The 15,789-nt window shown below is 69.1% G+C and carries 14 protein-coding genes; 9 read left to right on the top strand and 5 right to left on the bottom strand.

From position 1 onward, the window contains the following. Window positions 1-93: 93 nt before the first annotated feature. From HDA39_RS29680 to HDA39_RS29665, 4 genes are all read left to right on the top strand, one after another. Window positions 94-612: a Jag family protein gene (locus HDA39_RS29680; RefSeq protein WP_460658528.1), complete on the top strand. Its 519-nt coding sequence runs from the start codon at window positions 94-96 to the stop codon at window positions 610-612. 16 nt (window positions 613-628) lie between these two features. Next, on the top strand, window positions 629-1,300 hold the full coding sequence (gene rsmG, locus HDA39_RS29675; RefSeq protein ID WP_337925946.1) for a 16S rRNA (guanine(527)-N(7))-methyltransferase RsmG: 672 nt from the start codon (window positions 629-631) through the stop codon (window positions 1,298-1,300). Window positions 1,301-2,034: 734 nt separating this feature from the next. Further along, window positions 2,035-2,970: a ParA family protein gene (locus HDA39_RS29670; RefSeq protein ID WP_184800750.1), complete on the top strand. Its 936-nt coding sequence runs from the start codon at window positions 2,035-2,037 to the stop codon at window positions 2,968-2,970. 3,211 nt (window positions 2,971-6,181) lie between these two features. Continuing rightward, on the top strand, window positions 6,182-7,150 hold the full coding sequence (locus tag HDA39_RS29665; RefSeq protein WP_184800748.1) for a ParB/RepB/Spo0J family partition protein: 969 nt from the start codon (window positions 6,182-6,184) through the stop codon (window positions 7,148-7,150). 242 nt (window positions 7,151-7,392) lie between these two features. Here the strand turns inward: HDA39_RS29665 and HDA39_RS29660 are convergent, their stop codons facing one another. From HDA39_RS29660 to HDA39_RS29645, 4 genes are all read right to left on the bottom strand, one after another. Then, window positions 7,393-7,746 (bottom strand): DUF3817 domain-containing protein, encoded by a 354-nt coding sequence (locus HDA39_RS29660; protein WP_184800746.1) that lies wholly within the window; start codon window positions 7,744-7,746, stop codon window positions 7,393-7,395. Next, entirely contained in the window at window positions 7,743-8,498 is a 756-nt protein-coding gene (locus HDA39_RS29655) for an SURF1 family protein (RefSeq protein ID WP_238356182.1), read from the bottom strand. The genes HDA39_RS29660 and HDA39_RS29655 overlap by 4 nt, the downstream gene beginning before the upstream one ends. A gap of 121 nt (window positions 8,499-8,619) precedes the next feature. Then, window positions 8,620-9,567, bottom strand: a complete 948-nt coding sequence (locus tag HDA39_RS29650; protein WP_184800742.1) for a D-alanine--D-alanine ligase family protein — start codon at window positions 9,565-9,567, stop codon at window positions 8,620-8,622. A 141-nt stretch (window positions 9,568-9,708) separates the two neighbouring features. Then, window positions 9,709-11,019: an aminotransferase class I/II-fold pyridoxal phosphate-dependent enzyme gene (locus HDA39_RS29645; protein ID WP_184800740.1), complete on the bottom strand. Its 1,311-nt coding sequence runs from the start codon at window positions 11,017-11,019 to the stop codon at window positions 9,709-9,711. Window positions 11,020-11,205: 186 nt separating this feature from the next. Here HDA39_RS29645 and HDA39_RS29640 point away from each other — a divergent pair, with 186 nt between their 5' ends. From HDA39_RS29640 to HDA39_RS29625, 4 genes are read left to right on the top strand one after another with little or no spacing between them, the layout of a single operon-like run. After that, a complete protein-coding gene (locus HDA39_RS29640) occupies window positions 11,206-11,382 on the top strand; it encodes a hypothetical protein (RefSeq protein WP_184800738.1) in 177 nt (58 codons plus the stop codon). A 43-nt stretch (window positions 11,383-11,425) separates the two neighbouring features. Beyond that, window positions 11,426-12,094, top strand: a complete 669-nt coding sequence (locus HDA39_RS29635) for a GNAT family N-acetyltransferase (protein WP_184800736.1) — start codon at window positions 11,426-11,428, stop codon at window positions 12,092-12,094. A gap of 46 nt (window positions 12,095-12,140) precedes the next feature. Further along, window positions 12,141-12,536: a DUF2784 domain-containing protein gene (locus HDA39_RS29630; RefSeq protein WP_184800733.1), complete on the top strand. Its 396-nt coding sequence runs from the start codon at window positions 12,141-12,143 to the stop codon at window positions 12,534-12,536. A gap of 30 nt (window positions 12,537-12,566) precedes the next feature. Next, on the top strand, window positions 12,567-13,211 hold the full coding sequence (locus tag HDA39_RS29625; protein WP_337925945.1) for a permease prefix domain 1-containing protein: 645 nt from the start codon (window positions 12,567-12,569) through the stop codon (window positions 13,209-13,211). Here HDA39_RS29625 and HDA39_RS29620 read toward each other — a convergent pair. After that, a complete protein-coding gene (locus HDA39_RS29620) occupies window positions 13,208-13,534 on the bottom strand; it encodes a PadR family transcriptional regulator (RefSeq protein ID WP_184800732.1) in 327 nt (108 codons plus the stop codon). The two genes, HDA39_RS29625 and HDA39_RS29620, sit on opposite strands and share 4 nt — an antisense overlap. Window positions 13,535-13,615: 81 nt before the next feature. On the opposite strand from HDA39_RS29620, the gene HDA39_RS29615 reads away from it, so the two are divergent. Next, window positions 13,616-15,748 carry an MMPL family transporter gene (locus HDA39_RS29615; protein WP_184800730.1) on the top strand — a complete coding sequence of 711 codons (2,133 nt, stop codon included), beginning with the start codon at window positions 13,616-13,618 and terminating at the stop codon, window positions 15,746-15,748. Window positions 15,749-15,789 lie beyond the last annotated feature (41 nt).

The raw sequence follows: 15,789 nt of genomic DNA, 5'->3' as shown, positions 1-15,789 counted from the left end.
AGACCGACAGCTGAGCCACTGGCCGCTGTACATCCCTGCTTTTGTACGAACCGGGTCCCCGTGGGGCGGATCTCGAACCGTGAAGGAGTGGCCGTGAGCGACGGCATGCAGAACGAGTCGGCGGAGAAGTCCACCGCGAGTGGTGCGGACGAGCGTCTGAAGGCACTGGAGGCCGAGAGCGACATCGCGGCCGACTACCTGGAGGAGCTGCTCGACATCGCCGACCTGGACGGCGACATCGACATGGACATCGACGGCGACCGTGCCGCCGTGTCGATCGTCGGTGCCGACCTGAGCAACCTGGTCGGTGAGAACGGCAAGGTGCTCGAGGCGCTGCAGGAGCTCACCCGGCTGGCGGTCTACCGGGAGACCGGTGAGCGGTCGCGGCTGATGCTCGATGTATCGAACTACCGCGCCAACCGCAAGGCCGAGCTGGAGAAGGTCGGCAAGAAGGCCGTCGAGGACGTCCAGGCGACCGGCAAGCCGGTCCGGCTCGACCCGATGACGCCGTTCGAGCGCAAGGTCGTGCACGACGTCGTCGCCGCGGCGGGCCTGACCAGCGAGTCCGAAGGCGAGGAGCCGCGTCGCCGGGTCGTCGTCCAGCCGGCCTGATCGTCGTGTACTGCTCGTGACGGATGACGTTTCACGTGAAACGCCGCCGCTCGTGGAGGAGCTCTTCCCCCGGGCGGCGGGCCGGCTTGCGGCGTGCGCCGACCTGCTGGCGACCGAAGGGACCCTGCGTGGCCTGATCGGCCCGCGGGAGGTGCCGCGCCTGTGGGACCGGCATCTCCTCAACTGCGCCGTGCTCGAACGGCTGATCCCGGAGGAGTCCACGGTCGCCGACATCGGCACCGGGGCCGGCCTGCCCGGGATCGTGCTCGCGCTGGTACGCCCTGACCTCCAGGTCGCGCTCGTCGAGCCGCTGCTCCGGCGCACCACCTTCCTGGAGGAGGCGGTGGAGCAGCTCGGCCTCGAGAACGCGTCAGTGGTCCGCGCCCGAGCCGAGGACCTGCGCGGTACGACGTACGACGTGGTTGCCTCGCGCGCCGTCGCGCCGCTTGGCAAACTCGCCGGGTGGTGCTTGCCGCTGCTCGACGAAGGTGGCCTGATGCTGGCCATGAAGGGCGAGTCCGCGGAGGATGAACTGGCCGGCGCCGAGGGGGAGTTGGAGGCCCTGGGCGCGGAAGTTTGGCACGTTCATCAACTCGGCGTGGAGGAACTGGCCCAGCCGACGACTGTCGTGAGTATTGTGGCCGGACGTGCTGCGCGGGGATCCCAGCACAAGAGACGCGGGAGGTGAACGGGTTGGTGAGTCGCGCCGTCGGATGGCCGGACAGGAGTACGGGGGATTCCCGTACGACGCAGGGAATCGGCTGGCCGACAGACCCCGGCACGCCCGTCCTTCGCATCACCACCACCGACCCGGCGCCGGCAGCATCAGTCTTACCTGCGCCTGCCGCGGCGGTCTCGACTCCTGAGCCCGACGCTGCGTCCTCTACTCCCGCTCCGAGCCCCGTGACGCCTGCTCCGGTGCCTGGCCCGGCGACGTCTGCAGCTGCGCAGACTGCTCCTACGTCGGTCAGATCTGACGCGGCTCTCCTTGTGTCGACCCCCCTTGCTCCTTCGGTGCCCCCGGCAGTTGACGCAGCTCCGGCCGAGGTCGAGTCCTCGCCCTCCGCTGTCATCGGCTCGGCAAGTTCGCCGGTCGACGTCCCGACGGATCCCGCTCCGGCCTCGGCCGTCGATGCGGGCGACCGAACCTCGATGCTGCAGGCGGCTGCTTCGCTCGACCTGGGAGCTGCTGCCCCCACGACCTCGACCACCGAGCCCGTTTCACGTGAAACCGAGCCGGTGCCGACGCCTGACGAAGAGTTCCCCGAGTCTCCACGACCTGTGGATGACTACCCCCTGGAACCCGCCTCCCACGCTGGAATTCATCCACAGGCCCCTGTGGACAAAGCTGGGGAGAGACCGGCTCCGACCCCGACCGACATCCTCTTCGGGCCACGTCCCGTACCTCTTGGAATGGGCGCCATGACTGCCGCACAGATCGCCGCGCGGGCCACCTCGGACGAGCTTCAGCGACGACTCCTCGAAACTCCGATCGCCGCCGCCACCGAACGGACCCTGCTCGTGAACGAAGGACGCACGATGGGCCGCGAGTTCCCGCTGCCCGCCGAGACCCGGGTATTCGTCGTCGCCAACCAGAAGGGCGGCGTCGGCAAGACCACCACCACCGTCAACGTCGCGGCCGGCCTGGCCCTGTACGGCGCGCGCATCCTGGTGATCGACCTCGACCCGCAGGGCAACGCGTCGACCGCCCTGGGCATCGAGCACTCGGAGGGCACCCCCGGTGTCTACGAGGCGATCATCGAGAACGAGCCGCTGAACAAGCTGCTCCAGCCCTGCGAGGAGCACCCGGGCATCGTCGTCATCCCGGCGACCATCGACCTGGCCGGCGCGGAGATCGAACTGGTCAGCATCGTCGCCCGCGAGAGCCGCCTGAAGAAGGCCCTCGACGCCCACCTGGCCGAGACCGAGGCCGCCGGCGAGAAGTACGACTACGTCTTCATCGACTGCCCGCCGTCCCTGGGCCTCCTCACGGTCAACGCCCTCACCGCGGCCCGCGAGGTCCTCGTCCCCATCCAGAGCGAGTACTACGCCCTGGAGGGCCTCTCTCAGCTCCTCCGCCACATCGAGATGGTCAAGTCCCACCTGAACCCGACCCTCGACGTCTCCACGATCCTGCTCACCATGTACGACGCCCGCACCAAACTCGCCGGCGAGGTAGCAGCCGAGGTCCGAGGCCACTTCCAGGACGCCGTCCTCCGCACCGCAGTCCCCCGCTCCGTCCGAATCTCCGAGGCCCCCAGCCACGGCCAAACAGTCCTGGCCTACGACCCAGCCTCCGCTGGGGCTCTCTCGTACCTAGAGGCATCCAGAGAAATCGCCATGCGCAACAACGCCTGACCCCAGCTCTTTCAGAAGGCCCGGACCCCTAGGTCCGGGCCTTCTTCGGTTCCAAGGTGACCGCACCGTGCCGAACGTCATCGGGCGCGTCCCGACTCCGTCTCGACCGTTCCACGCGAAACCTCACAACGCCGAACTCTCCGGCCACCACCAACAAGATCCTGGCCCCAGACCCATGGTCCTGCATCTCTGGCTTCCGGACGAGCCCGAGAGGCCGACGAGCCCGACGTCGACAGTGAGCCCCTGGATGTGGGCAATCCCGTATGTCGGCAACGCGTAGTCGATGCCGACGGCCGACTCGATGCCACCTGCATCGGCGCCCCACACTCGCCCAAGCAACTACTGCCAGAGCAGGCAAGCTGTAGACACGGTGCGTCGTGGCCGCCCGGTCTCGTCACTCCAGCTCACCGACCACGGGCGTTTCGGGCATCCGAGCGCGACTCGATGAGCTCGACGACAGCCACCACTCGACGGGCCGCACTGGTGCGGCTCCGGCAGAAGTCCGCTAGCTCGACCTGAGCTCCGCTGACCGGCGCCCAGTGCTCTCCCATGCCAACGCGTTCATCGCCGCCGGCCGCCGGTCTGAGCAGGTGCCGAGGCCGCAACAGGAGGATGGAGTCAGAGCGACCTACCCGCAGCGGAAGGCCCGCGTGGCGAGCCACATCCGAAGGCCGCCGATCAGGGTGTCCAACCGACCCCATCAACCGATTTCATCGGCGTGGGAACGCACCGCCGAGGTCGGACCTTATTGAACATCAAGGCCCACCGGTTCGCGGAGGTCGACGACCGTGCTGCCAGCCACCACACAAGCATGGAGTGTCCACAGCCGGAGGCCTGGCGAGATCGACAAGCTGCATACGCAGAAGTCGGGGGCCCGCAGAGGATCGAGCTCTGCCGCCAGTAACGGCCTTCGGGGCGACGGCTCCAGAAGACACTCCCGGCACGCACCAGCGAGCCACACGAAGTGGGCCGCTGAGCCAGAGGCGCACCCGCCGCCTTGCCGCGCCAGGCATCTCCTGCATGTTCCGCCGACCGCGCCGACCGCGCCGACCGCGCCGACCGCGGTCAGGCCGGGTTCGGCGACGAGGCGCCAGGGCGAGGGCCTGTGCTCCGCGGGGGCGACGAGCTGCGAGATGCATGCGGGTGACCGCAGGGCATGACCAAAGGCCGCCTGGCAACGCATTGCGTGCAAGCCGCGCCGCGCAGGACGGCATCCGCTGACTTGGACCGTTGCGCGATGTTCGTGAGCCGTCTAGGTCCGGCTGGTTACTGGCGCCGAGGCCTACCGCATGTCGACCTCTAGTCATCCGACGGCTCATGTCAGACGCGGCGAGAGGCACGCCGTTTGGCACTCGGATCCACACATCTGATGTCAGCGCACTCGCGGTTCTCGCGATACGTGCACGTTGCCCAACCAGCCGAAGCGGAATCAAATGCCGTGAGAGATCGAGGTCTGCAGGTTGCAGGTACGCCCGACGGAGCTGGATGGCGTCGCGGGGATGGGCCGGGTTAGCGGCCCCTGTCGACCTGGCGAGTACGAAACGGGCCGAGGTTTCACGTGAAACGCGCTAGGACGACCACCTTGCCCGAGGGCGTTGCCGAGGGACGAGCTGCTCCCGGGTTCTTGGGAGCATGGCCTCGGTGCGACCAGCTTCAGCTCATGCGGACGGAGGGAAGGACTGGGCGATGGTGAGATCGCCGACGGAGGGAGGCGCGGATCGGAGGACGCGCGAACGGAGGACGAGGCCGGGGGAAGGATTGCCGGGTCACGCTCGGTTGGATGGGGCAGACGACACTCGGAGGTACTGCTCCTTGGCCGCCGGCATGACGTATCCATGATTCGCGATCGAGGACCGGACTCCGGACCCTCCGATCGATCACCTATGGCGGGGTGTGTGGGGTGGGGGTGCGGGGTGGCGCGAGACACGAAGTGCGAGGTGCGGGACACGAGGCGGGAGGCGTCGGGCACAGGTTAACGCCACGTCAGTGGCGGCGTGGTGCGTGGCACCGCTGGGGGTAAGAGGGGCCGCACGAGGACCGGCTTGATGGTGTGGGGGACCTAGAGTCTTGGGGCGTCGTGCCACGGGAACGTCGGGGTTGCAGGTGCTCGAGGAGCTTGCGGCGGTGCGGCCGGAAGTCGAGCCGCTAGGTCAGCGGAGGTGGTCCCAAGCGCCGACGGTTTGAGCGCCGGTGGACTTTGGCTGGATGGTTGAGTTGCCCCTCACATACGAAATCACGGTCACGTTGGGGCGGCATGACCGTACGCGCAGGTTGACCTCTTTGGATGGGCGAGAGACGAGCAACGCCGAGGGTGCGGGTTTCTCGGGACGGGCGTGAAGCGAACTGCCGGACGATGCGCCTCCCGGCCAGGAGGCCAGGGGGTGAGGACGCGTTGTAGCTAGTTCGACCGGCGACTCCAGAGCGATCTCGGGAGCGCGACAAGACCCGCGGATGTGGGTTCGCGGCCGCTGTGACGGCCAGCGGAGGTTTGGGTGAGCCCCCAATGTGGGCTTGCGGTTGAGTGGGGCTGGCCTGGTGACAGGAGATGGTCGGAGAGCGGGCGCTGAGGTTTCGCCGCTCGCGGTTGCAGGCGCGATGCGGCTAGCACCCGGCGGCCTGGGTGGCGAGGGGCCACGTTTCACGTGAAACAGGGATTGGTAGGCGGTCGGTGCTTCGGGCACGGGTGGCGTAGGGGGACTGGCTGCGGTGGAGCCTGTGGGCGCGTGAAGCCGACGTCGTAGTTGGCGATCGGCGGACTCCCTGAGGTGCTGCGGCTCTCGCCGTTTGGGAGATGGGCTGGGGCCAGCGGTCGGAGGCTGTGCTGCGTTCATCGCAGTGGAACTAGGGATCCTCTACCTCGCGGCCTCGCATACGACGCCGGGCGATAGGACTCTGGCGGTGGCGGTGGCGGTGGCGGTGGCGGTGGCGGTGGCGGTGGCGGTGGCGGTGGCGGTGGCGGTGGCGGGGGTTGGGGTTGGGAGGTGGTGTGGCGCGTGGGGGTTGCGAGGGGCTTTGGCGCTTTGGGGTGTTCCACGTGAAACGGGAGGGGTTGTCTGCGGTTTTGGTGGGAGAGGTTGGTGGGGCGACATGGTGGGGGTGAGGGTGGTGGTTGCGGTGTCACCGGTTACGGTTGCGGTGGCCGGTGGTGGGGAGGCGGGGTCTTCTCCTGGATCGGTGGGTGGATTCGGTGGTAGCTGACGCGAGGAGCGGTATGAATACCAGGCTTGGGCGTGGATTGGGTGCGTTGATTCCGAGCAACCCGGCTCCTGGTGGTGCGACTCTGGGGAGTAAGTCGAACTCGATTCCGGGGGCGCCGCCGATCAAGCCGGAGGTTTCTGCGGGGGTGGCCGGGGGTGGGTTGGCTGCTGTGCCGGGGGCGGAGTTTGCTGAGATCGAGGTTGGGAAGATCACGCCCAACCCGAAGCAGCCGCGGAGTGTGTTCGATGAGGATGCGATGGCTGAGCTCGTGCACTCGGTGAAGGAGATCGGGCTGCTGCAGCCGATCGTCGTACGGCGTCTCGAGGACGACAAGTACGAGTTGGTGATGGGTGAGCGGCGGTGGCGGGCGACTCAGGAAGCCGGGCTGGAGACGATTCCGGCGATTGTGCGGGATACGTCCGACGACGTGATGCTGCGGGACGCGTTGCTGGAGAACCTGCACCGGAGCCAGCTGAATCCGTTGGAAGAGGCTGCGGCGTACCAGCAGATGCTGGATGACTTCGGGTGCACGCAGGAGGTTCTCGCCACGCGGATCGGGCGGTCTCGGCCGCAGATCTCCAACACGCTGCGGCTGCTGAAGTTGCCTGCGTCGGTGCAGCGTCGGGTTGCGGCCGGCGTGCTGTCGGCCGGGCATGCTCGGGCACTCTTGGGGCTGCCGAGTGGGGACGCCATCGAACGGCTCGCTCAGCGGATCGTGGCCGAAGGACTGTCGGTGCGTACGGTCGAGGAGATCGTTGCCCTGGGCGACATGTCGGCCGAGGACCCGACTCCTGCTCGCCGGCGGAACAAGCCGGTGGCTCCGCGGCTGGTGGATCTGGCCGACCGGCTGTCCGATCGGTTCGAGACCCGCGTCAAGGTCGACCTCGGGAAGACCAAGGGGAAGATCACCGTCGAGTTCGCGTCGATCGACGACCTCGAGCGGATCGTCACCTTGATGGATCCCAACAAGCAGGCCGAGTAGTCACAGCTCCGCGGACGGCGTACTCGGGCCTAAAAAGGCGTTCTGAGGGTCGCTGTGGGAGCGATTCTGGCCGCCCGAGGTCCGCGGGCGGTGGAGGCGAGGCGGCTTAGGATGCCGCTCACAGAACTTTTCGGCGCCCTTGTCGACAGATCGGCGCTAGTTGAAACGGGCGGCCAAGCTCATCGCGATATGTCGACAAATTTATATGACGGTTTGTGGGCCCCGTTTCACGTGAAACGGGATCAGCGGGTCAGGTCGTGGTGGACCTTGCGCTCGGCGTAGAACGACAGAAACGGGATCGTGCCGGCGAGCGCGACCAGGACCAGGCGAGTGAGCGGCCAACGAACTCGGCGGGCCAGGTCGAAGGAGAAGAGCAGGTAGACGACGTAGAGGAAACCGTGCAGCGGGCCTACGACGTTCATGACTGCCGGGTCGTCGCCGAAGTACTTGAGGGGCATGGCGACGAAGACCAGGACCAGAAGCATCACGCCAACCACGTAGGCGATGGCTCGGTAGCGGGTCAGCGCGCCCCGGTTGGCCGCGGTGAGCGGCGGCTTGGTGGCGGCGGGCGTGGCGGGGTCTGCGGGGGAGGTCACGCAGAAACGGTACCGCTTGCGTCCTCAGGGTTCGGGGGCTGGTGGTCGGGATCACCTGAGCGGTGGGCGTCGAGCACCATGCGGCCCCACATCCACAGGGTGAAGGCGGCGAAGATCCACCACTGGAAGGCGTACGCGACGTTGCGGAGACCGGCGTGGTCCGTGGGCGGCGCCGGCGGCTCCACCGGGGCGAGCGCAGTGGAAGAGGTGCCGGCGACCGGGGTGCTGGGGTCGCTGGCGGTCTGGACGACGAAGGCGTCGTACACGCGGTAGTCGACCATGTGGACGATCGTCGGGATCCGCAACGACTGCAGGATGCGCGTCTGGTTGATGTCGCCGGAGGAGTCCTGGGCCTCGGACGAGGCGATGCCGCCGGTCAGCGTCGCGGGACCGGTGGGTGCCTTCGCTGCGGGATCGTCGACCGAAGCGACCCAGCCGCGGACGACCATCACGGCGCCCGTGCCGGAGGCGCCGGTGTCGTCCAGGAGCAGGGGAGTCACGACCCAGAAGCCGTCCCGCCCCTCGTGTAAACGGTCCGAGACGAAGATCTGATCAGCCGGCGCCGCCCAGGTGCCGGTGACGGTGACGCGGCGCGCGACCGCCGAAGCCGGCAGACCCGAGTCGATCGGGAAGAGCGACTGCAGTGGCACTGCCGGGATCGCGGCGCGACCAGCAGTGGCGGCGGCGGTCTTCGAGCGATAGACGTCGAGCTGCCAAACACCGAGCACCGACATCACGGCAGCGATCGCCAACGCCAGCAGAAGCAGGGCGGACCAATGCGGGGTCAGCGCAGTCCGCCACACTGGCGGTTCAGAACCAGCAGTCACGGGAGCGGGAGCAGGATCGGTCGGCGGCGCAACGGTCATCACGGACTCAACGGGCAGCGGCCGCGGCCAGCAGATCGCGGCACAGCACACCCAGCTCGATCCCAGCGGCTTCAGCGGCGAGCGGAACCAGCGACGTCTCCGTCATCCCCGGCGCCACGTTCACCTCGAGGAACCACGGCACACCCTCGGCGTCGACGACCAGGTCGGAACGCGACAGATCCCGCAGACCGAGCGCCTTGTGCGCAGTTACCGCAGCCGAGGCACAAGCCGCCGCCACCGCGGCATCCAGCCGAGCCGGTACGACGAACTGCGTCGCCCCCGCCGTGTACCGCGCCTCGTAGTCGTAGAAGCCCGAGTCCGGCTGGATCTCCACCGCCGGCAGCGCGCGCGGCCCGTCGCCGGTGTCGACCACCGTGACGGCGACCTCGGTCCCGTCGACGTACCGCTCGATCAGCGCGACCGGCCCGTACGCGTAGCAGTTCACCATCGCCGACGGCAGCTCATCCAGCGTGCGCACGATCGAAGCGCCCAGCGCCGACCCACCACGCGCCGGCTTCACCACCAGTGGCAGCCCGATCTGGCCGACGACAGCTTCCATCAACGCCGCGGCGCCGAGCTCGCGGAACGTGTCGTGACCGAGCACCACCGACTCCGGCGACCGCAGCCCGGCGGAGCGGACCATCGTGCTCGCGACCGGCTTGTCGAACGCCGTCCGGCAAGCGGCCGCGTCGGCGCCGACATACGGGACGCCGTACAGGTCGAGGACCTGGCGCAGGGCGCCGTCCTCGCCCGTCACGCCGTGCAAGACCGGGAAGACCGCGTCGGGCGGGTCGTTGCGCAGACGTTCGACCAGGCTCGCGTCGACGTCGCGTTGCTCGACCTCGACACCGACACTGCGCAGGGCGTCCGCGACACGGCGCCCGGAGCGCAGGGACACATCCCGCTCGTGCGACAGACCGCCGGCCAGTACCAGCACTCGACCCAGATCACTCATAGAACTTTCCCGATCACTCGTGGGCGATTCCGGCTCGGCGCCGGTCCCGAGGCCCATGGGAACGGTACCGCTACCCGCCGGCGGACCCACGGGCCGCCCGAAGATCCCTGCACGGATTTAGCGCGGGACGGACGCCCCGCATCAGCTCAGCTCCGGACCCGGAGCGTCGTAGTCGTGGCCCGCACCAGGCGGCAGCGGCCCGAAGGTCTGCCGCAGCTCGAGCTCCTCGTTGATCACCGCGGCCAGTCGCGCGACACCTTCGGTGATCCGTTCAGGCGTCGGATGACAGTACGACAGGCGCATGCACTGCGAGCCGAAACCGTCGGAGAAGAAGGCCGTTCCGGGCACGTAGGCGACGCGCGCCGTGACCGCGCGCGGCAGCATCGCCTTCGCGTCCAGGCCTTCCGGCAGCGTCAGCCAGACGTAGAACCCACCGTCCGGCTTCGTCCAGGTCGTTGCCGCGGGCATCTTCTCCGTCAAGGCAGCGAGCATGGCGTCGCGACGCTCGCGGTACATCTCACGGAACTGCTTCACCTGCCCCATCCAGTCGTGCCGGGTCAGGTACGACGAGATCGCCAGCTGACTGAACACCGGTGGGCACAGGGTCGCCGACTCCTGCGCCAGCACGAGTTTCTCCCGTACGGCGTGCGGAGCGACCGCCCAGCCCACCCGGAAGCCCGGAGCGAACGTCTTCGAGAACGACCCGAGGTAGATGACCCCCTCGCGGTCGTCCGCGCGCAGCGCCCGCCGCGGCTCACCGTCGAAGCCGAGCAGCCCGTACGGGTTGTCCTCCAGCACCAGCAGGTCGTTGCGCTGGCAGATCTCCAGCACCCGCCCGCGCCGCTCGGACGACAGCGAGACACCGGCCGGGTTGTGGAAGTTCGGGATCGTGTAGAAGAACTTGATCCGCTTGCCGGCCGCGCGCACGGCGGCGATCGCCTGCTCCAGCGCCTCCGGTACGACGCCGTTGTCGTCCATCGCGACGTGCACGACCTCACACTGGTACGCGCGGAAAACCCCCAGCGCGCCGACGTACGACGGCGCCTCGCAGATCACCACGTCACCCGGATCGCAGAACACCCGCGTCACCAGGTCGACCGCCTGCTGGCTGCCGACGGTGACCACCACGTCGTCCGGGTGCGCGTCGATGCCCTCGAGCCGCATCACGTCGCAGATCTGGTCGCGCAGGGTCGGGTCGCCCTGGCCGGAGCCGTACTGCATCGCGGTGGCGCCGTGGTCGACGACCAGGTCGCGCACCGCAGAACCCACGACGTCGAGCGGGAGCCCGGCGATGTTCGGCATGCCGCCGGCCAGCGAGACCACCTCGGGGCGGCTGGCGACCGAGAACAGGGCCCGGATCTCCGATGCGGTCATGCCCTTGGTCCGTGCTGCGTACCGGTCGACGTAGTTGTCGAGACGGGTCTGCCGGACGTCGGGCAGGTCTGCACTCACGGAGCGGCTCCAGGGACTCGAGGGGGAAGTCTCAAGGCTACGCCGTGGTATCCGGGCGCGTGGATACCGATCGGCGCTTCCTCTCACTACCATGCCTTATAGGGGCAGGTTCGACCATGCCGCGGACTGGCAGCTGAGACGGCCGGCGCGGCGTGACCTGGTGGTACCGCGGAAGGCAGGAGCGCAATGAACGTGGGCAAGGCGTTCGGTTTGGCACTCGGTGGGCTGGTTCTCGGCCTGCTCGCCGGGTTCGCGGGCGAGCTGTTCAGACGGCAGCCGGCCGGCAAGGTGCAGCAGCGGTACGTCGCGCCGGAAGCGGCGCGGACTCCGGACGCGCGGACCCCGGCACCGGCGGCCCGATGAGTCGCGAGGCTCCGTTGAGTCCCGAGAGCACCAGGGCCTGCTGATGGTCCGCCGGCTGGAACCGTTGACGCTCGCCAACCTCGGCGAGCTCCCGGCGCCGTGCCGGGCCTGCGTGTTCTGGGAGCTCGACCCGGTGGCCGCCCGGACGGCGAGCCGCACCGGTGACACCGAGCTGGAGAAGGAAGCCTGGCTGTCCCAGCTGTTGCTCGACTGGGGATCGGCCGGCTTCCTCCTGTACGTCGACGAGCAGCCGGCCGGGTACGTGATCTACGGCCCGGCCGCCAACCTCCCGCGGATCCAGGCGTTCCCGACGGCGCCGGTCAGCCCGGACGCCGTCGTACTGGCGACCGGGCGGATCCTCCCGCGCTACCTCGGGATGGGGCTCGGCAAGCTGCTCGTCCAGGCGGTGGCGAAGGACGTGCTGAAGCGAGGCTTCCGGGCCGTCGAGGCGTTCGGCGACTCGCGTTGGGACGGGCCTGGGTGCGTCTGGCCGACGGACTTCCTGCAGGCGGTCGGCTTCGGCGTCGTACGGGAGCATCCGCGCAATCCGCGGCTGCGGCTGGATCTGCGGTCGACCGTGACGTGGCGCAGCGAGATGGAGGCGGCCGTCGAGCGGGTCTGGGGTGTGATCAGGCCGGAGGCGCCGCCGCCGCGGCCGGTCACCGTGCGCGAGGTCAAGGAACCCCAGCGCCTCAAGCACGCGCCCGGCTGAGTCCACCACCGAGACACTCGCCCACCAGCACAGAAGGGTCCCGGCCATGATCTACCGGCTGCTCGCCGACCTGATGATGGTGCTGCACGGCGCCTTCCTGCTGTTCTTCGCGATCGGCGGCTTCCTGGCCTGGCGCTGGCCGAAGCTGATCTGGGTGCACCTGGCGATCGGGATCTACAACATCGTCAACGTCACGCTCGACTTCGCCTGCCCGCTGACCGGCGTCGAGAAGCACTTCCGCCGCGAGGGCGGCGAGGTGCCGTACGAGGGCGGTTACATCGCGCACTACCTCGACGGCCGGGTCTGGCCGGAGGGCGCCACCCCGATCGCGGAGAAGGTCGGGTTCGCCCTGCTGATCATCTCGTACGTCGGCTTCTTCGTACTCCGGAGTCGCCGCAAGCGCCGGGCAACCAGGGAAGGATCAGTGGTCACCCGGACGTGATCCGGGCGCCGCGTCCCCATACTGGTAACCGTGTCCAGTCCTGTCGACGTCTACATGGCCGACCTCAGCAGCGCGCTCAGCGGTCCCCGCCGGCGCCGCGCCGACCTGATGGCCGAGGCGCGCGACAGCTTGGAGGACGCCACCGAGGCCTACGAGGCCGGCGGCCTGCAGAGGGTCGACGCCGAGCGGAGCGCGGTCGACGACTTCGGGGACCTGGCCGAAGTGGTTCCGGGCTACCGGGCCGAGCTCGGGATCGCGCAGAGCCGTCGTACGGCGCTCCTGCTGTTCCTGGTGATGATCGCCCAGCCGCTGGTCTGGCAGGAGGGCGCCTGGGCCTGGACCCAGCAGCCTGAGGGGACGACCCCGTTCCTCGAGCTGCTCAACCGGTCGGTGATGGTGACCGGTTCGCTGTCGATCGTCGGAGCGGTCCTGGCCGTCGTCGGCACAGGGCTGGGCCTGCGCTATCCCTGGCTGCGGGACCGAGTGGCGCGTGCGACGGCCGTGTTCGCGCTGGTCAGCGCTGCAGCGGTCGGCACGATCGCTGTGCTGATGGGCTGGTTCAGCACCGAGCTGGAGGGCTCCAACCTGGCAGGGCTCAGCATCGTGGGTGGGTTCGTGCTGCTGCCACTGCTGCTGGTCTCCTACTCCGCCCAGCGCTGCCTGCGCCTCGCCTAGCTCGTGCGGGGCCGCAGCACGCCCTCGATGACCGTGCGGAACGTCTCCCACTCACCGCGCCCGTCCACCAGCATCTTCTGCCCGGCTGACGTCAGCTGGTACGTACGGCGCTTCCGCCCGCTCACCGTGCTCCACTCGCTCGCCAGGTAGCCCGCGCGCTCGAGCCGGCGCAGCGCTGGGTAGAGCGTGCCGGTCGGCAGGTCCACCGCGCCGCCGCTGCGTTCCTGCAGGGCCTCCATGATCGCGTAGCCGTGCAGGGGCTCGTGCTCGACGACCGCCAGGATCATCGGGTCGAGGTGTCCACGCAGCGCATCCGCCTTCATGTAGCCAGTCTACCCATACGGCTGCTACTGTCGTCAGTACATACGTAGAACGGCTACATGTAGCAAAGCGAGGCAGACACGATGACCGTCCAGACTCCCGTCCGGCCGCAGGCCGGCCCCGGCCTGCTCCACCGGATCGCCGGCTGGGCCCAACGGCACGCCGGCCCGGCCGTCGCCCTGTGGGTGCTCGCGCTGGTCGCGGTCACCGCCGCGTCGATGCTGGTCGGCAACGCGTACGAGAACGACAACTCGCTACCCGGGACCGACTCCCAGCGCGTGATCGAGGTGCTCGACCGGCACCAGCCGCGCGGCACGGCCGACGAGCTCCAGATCGTGCTCGCCGGAGACCTGAACGAGCCGGCCACCAAGGCCCGCGTCGACGCGATGCTCGGCAAGGTCCGCGGCCTGGACCACGTCGCCGAGGTCGCCGACCCGTACGCCGGTCAGGGCACCCTCGCCGAGGACGGCCGGACGGCGTACTCGACGGTGACGCTCGACGGCACCGGCATCGATCCGGAAGCCGTTCGCGCGATCATCGCCGAGGCGCAGACCGCCGCGCAGCAAGGGCTCCAGGTCGAGCTCGGCGGCGATGTCGTCCGCGAAGCCGCCGAGAGCGCCGGGGGAGCGGCCGAAGGCGCGGGCATCCTGGCCGCGCTGGTGATCCTCGTCTTCCTCTTCGGATCGTTGCTAGCGGCAACGCTTCCGCTGCTGACCGCGGTCTTCGCCGTCGGCAGCACGCTCGGCCTGCTGGTGCTCGCGTCGCACCTGTTCACGGTGCCCGACTACACCGCGCCGGTGATGATGCTGGTCGGTCTCGGCGTCGGCATCGACTACGCGCTGCTGATCTTCTCCCGCTATCGCAGCGAGCTCCGCAACGGCGTCGAACGCCAACGCGCCGCAGAGATCGCCCTCGACACCGCCGGCCGATCCGTTCTGTTCGCGGGGTGCACTGTCGTGATCGCGCTGCTCGGCCTGCTGGCGCTGGGACTCGGAGCCCTGCAGGGCATGGCCCTCGGCGTCACCCTCACCGTCCTGATGACGATGCTCGCGGCGGTGACGCTGCTGCCCGCGCTGCTCACGTTGTTCGGCCGGCGGATCGAGCGCAGCGTTCTCAAGCACGCCGCCAAAGCACGCCGTACGCCGGGCGACGGCTGGCGCAAGCTCGCCGGGATCGTCCAGCGCCGGCCGTGGACGCCGCTGCTGCTCGGCGTCACGGCGCTGGTCGTCCTCTGCCTGCCCGCGCTCGACCTGCGGCTCGGCTTCGCGGACGCCGGGACCGACGACCCGGCGAAGACCACCCGGAAGGCGTACGACCTGCTCGCGCAGGGATTCGGGGCGGGCTCCAACGGTCCGCTGATCGTCGTCACCGAAGGCGATCGCGCCGCGGCCGAGACGCTGAACCGTCGGCTGGCCACCGAGCCAGGGATCGCGGCGGTGACCCCGCCGCAGCTCAGTCCTGACGGTGCGGTCTCCACCATGCTCGTCTTCCCGGCCTCGGCTCCGCAGGACGAAGCGACCAACCGGTTGGTTGGCTCGCTGCGGGAGAACACCCTGCCGGCGGTCGCCGCGGAGACGAAGGCGACGTACCTGGTCGGAGGTTCCACGGCGGCAGCGGTCGACTTCGCCGACGCGGTGAGCAGCCGGCTGCCGATCTTCGTCCTGGTCGTGGTCGGGCTTTCCGCCCTGCTCCTGCTGGTGGTCTTCCGCTCGGTGCTGATCCCGCTCAAGGCGGCCGTGCTCAACCTGCTCAGCATCGGCGCCGCGCTCGGCGTCATCACGCTGGTCTTCCAGGAGGGCTGGTTCGGCGCCCAGCCCGGGCCGATCGAGGCGTTCGTGCCGGTGATGATCTTCGCGATCGTGTTCGGCCTCTCGATGGACTACGAGGTCTTCCTGATCTCCCGGATCCACGAGGAGTGGCGGCGGACCGGCGATCCGGTCCGGGCGGTCCGCGAGGGGCTGGCCAACACGGGCAGCGTCATCACCGCGGCGGCCGCGATCATGATCGTGGTCTTCGGGGCCTTCCTGCTGAGTCCGGACCGGATGCTGCAGCAGTTCGGGCTGGGGCTGGCGACCGCCGTACTGGTCGATGCGCTGCTGATCCGCTGCGTCGTCGTACCGTCGGTACTGCGGCTGCTCGGCCGGCGCGCGTGGTGGCTGCCGCGGCGGCTCGACCAGGTCCTCCCGACGATCGCCCTCGAGCGATCAGAAAACTGATCGGCCGGGCAGAAAAAGAGCCGCCCACCGGATGGTGGGCG

The sequence above is a fragment of the Kribbella italica genome (genome assembly GCF_014205135.1).
Taxonomy (GTDB): domain Bacteria; phylum Actinomycetota; class Actinomycetes; order Propionibacteriales; family Kribbellaceae; genus Kribbella; species Kribbella italica.
The sequence above is the reverse complement of the archived record's forward strand: the minus strand, read 5'-3'. Positions and strand labels throughout refer to the sequence as shown.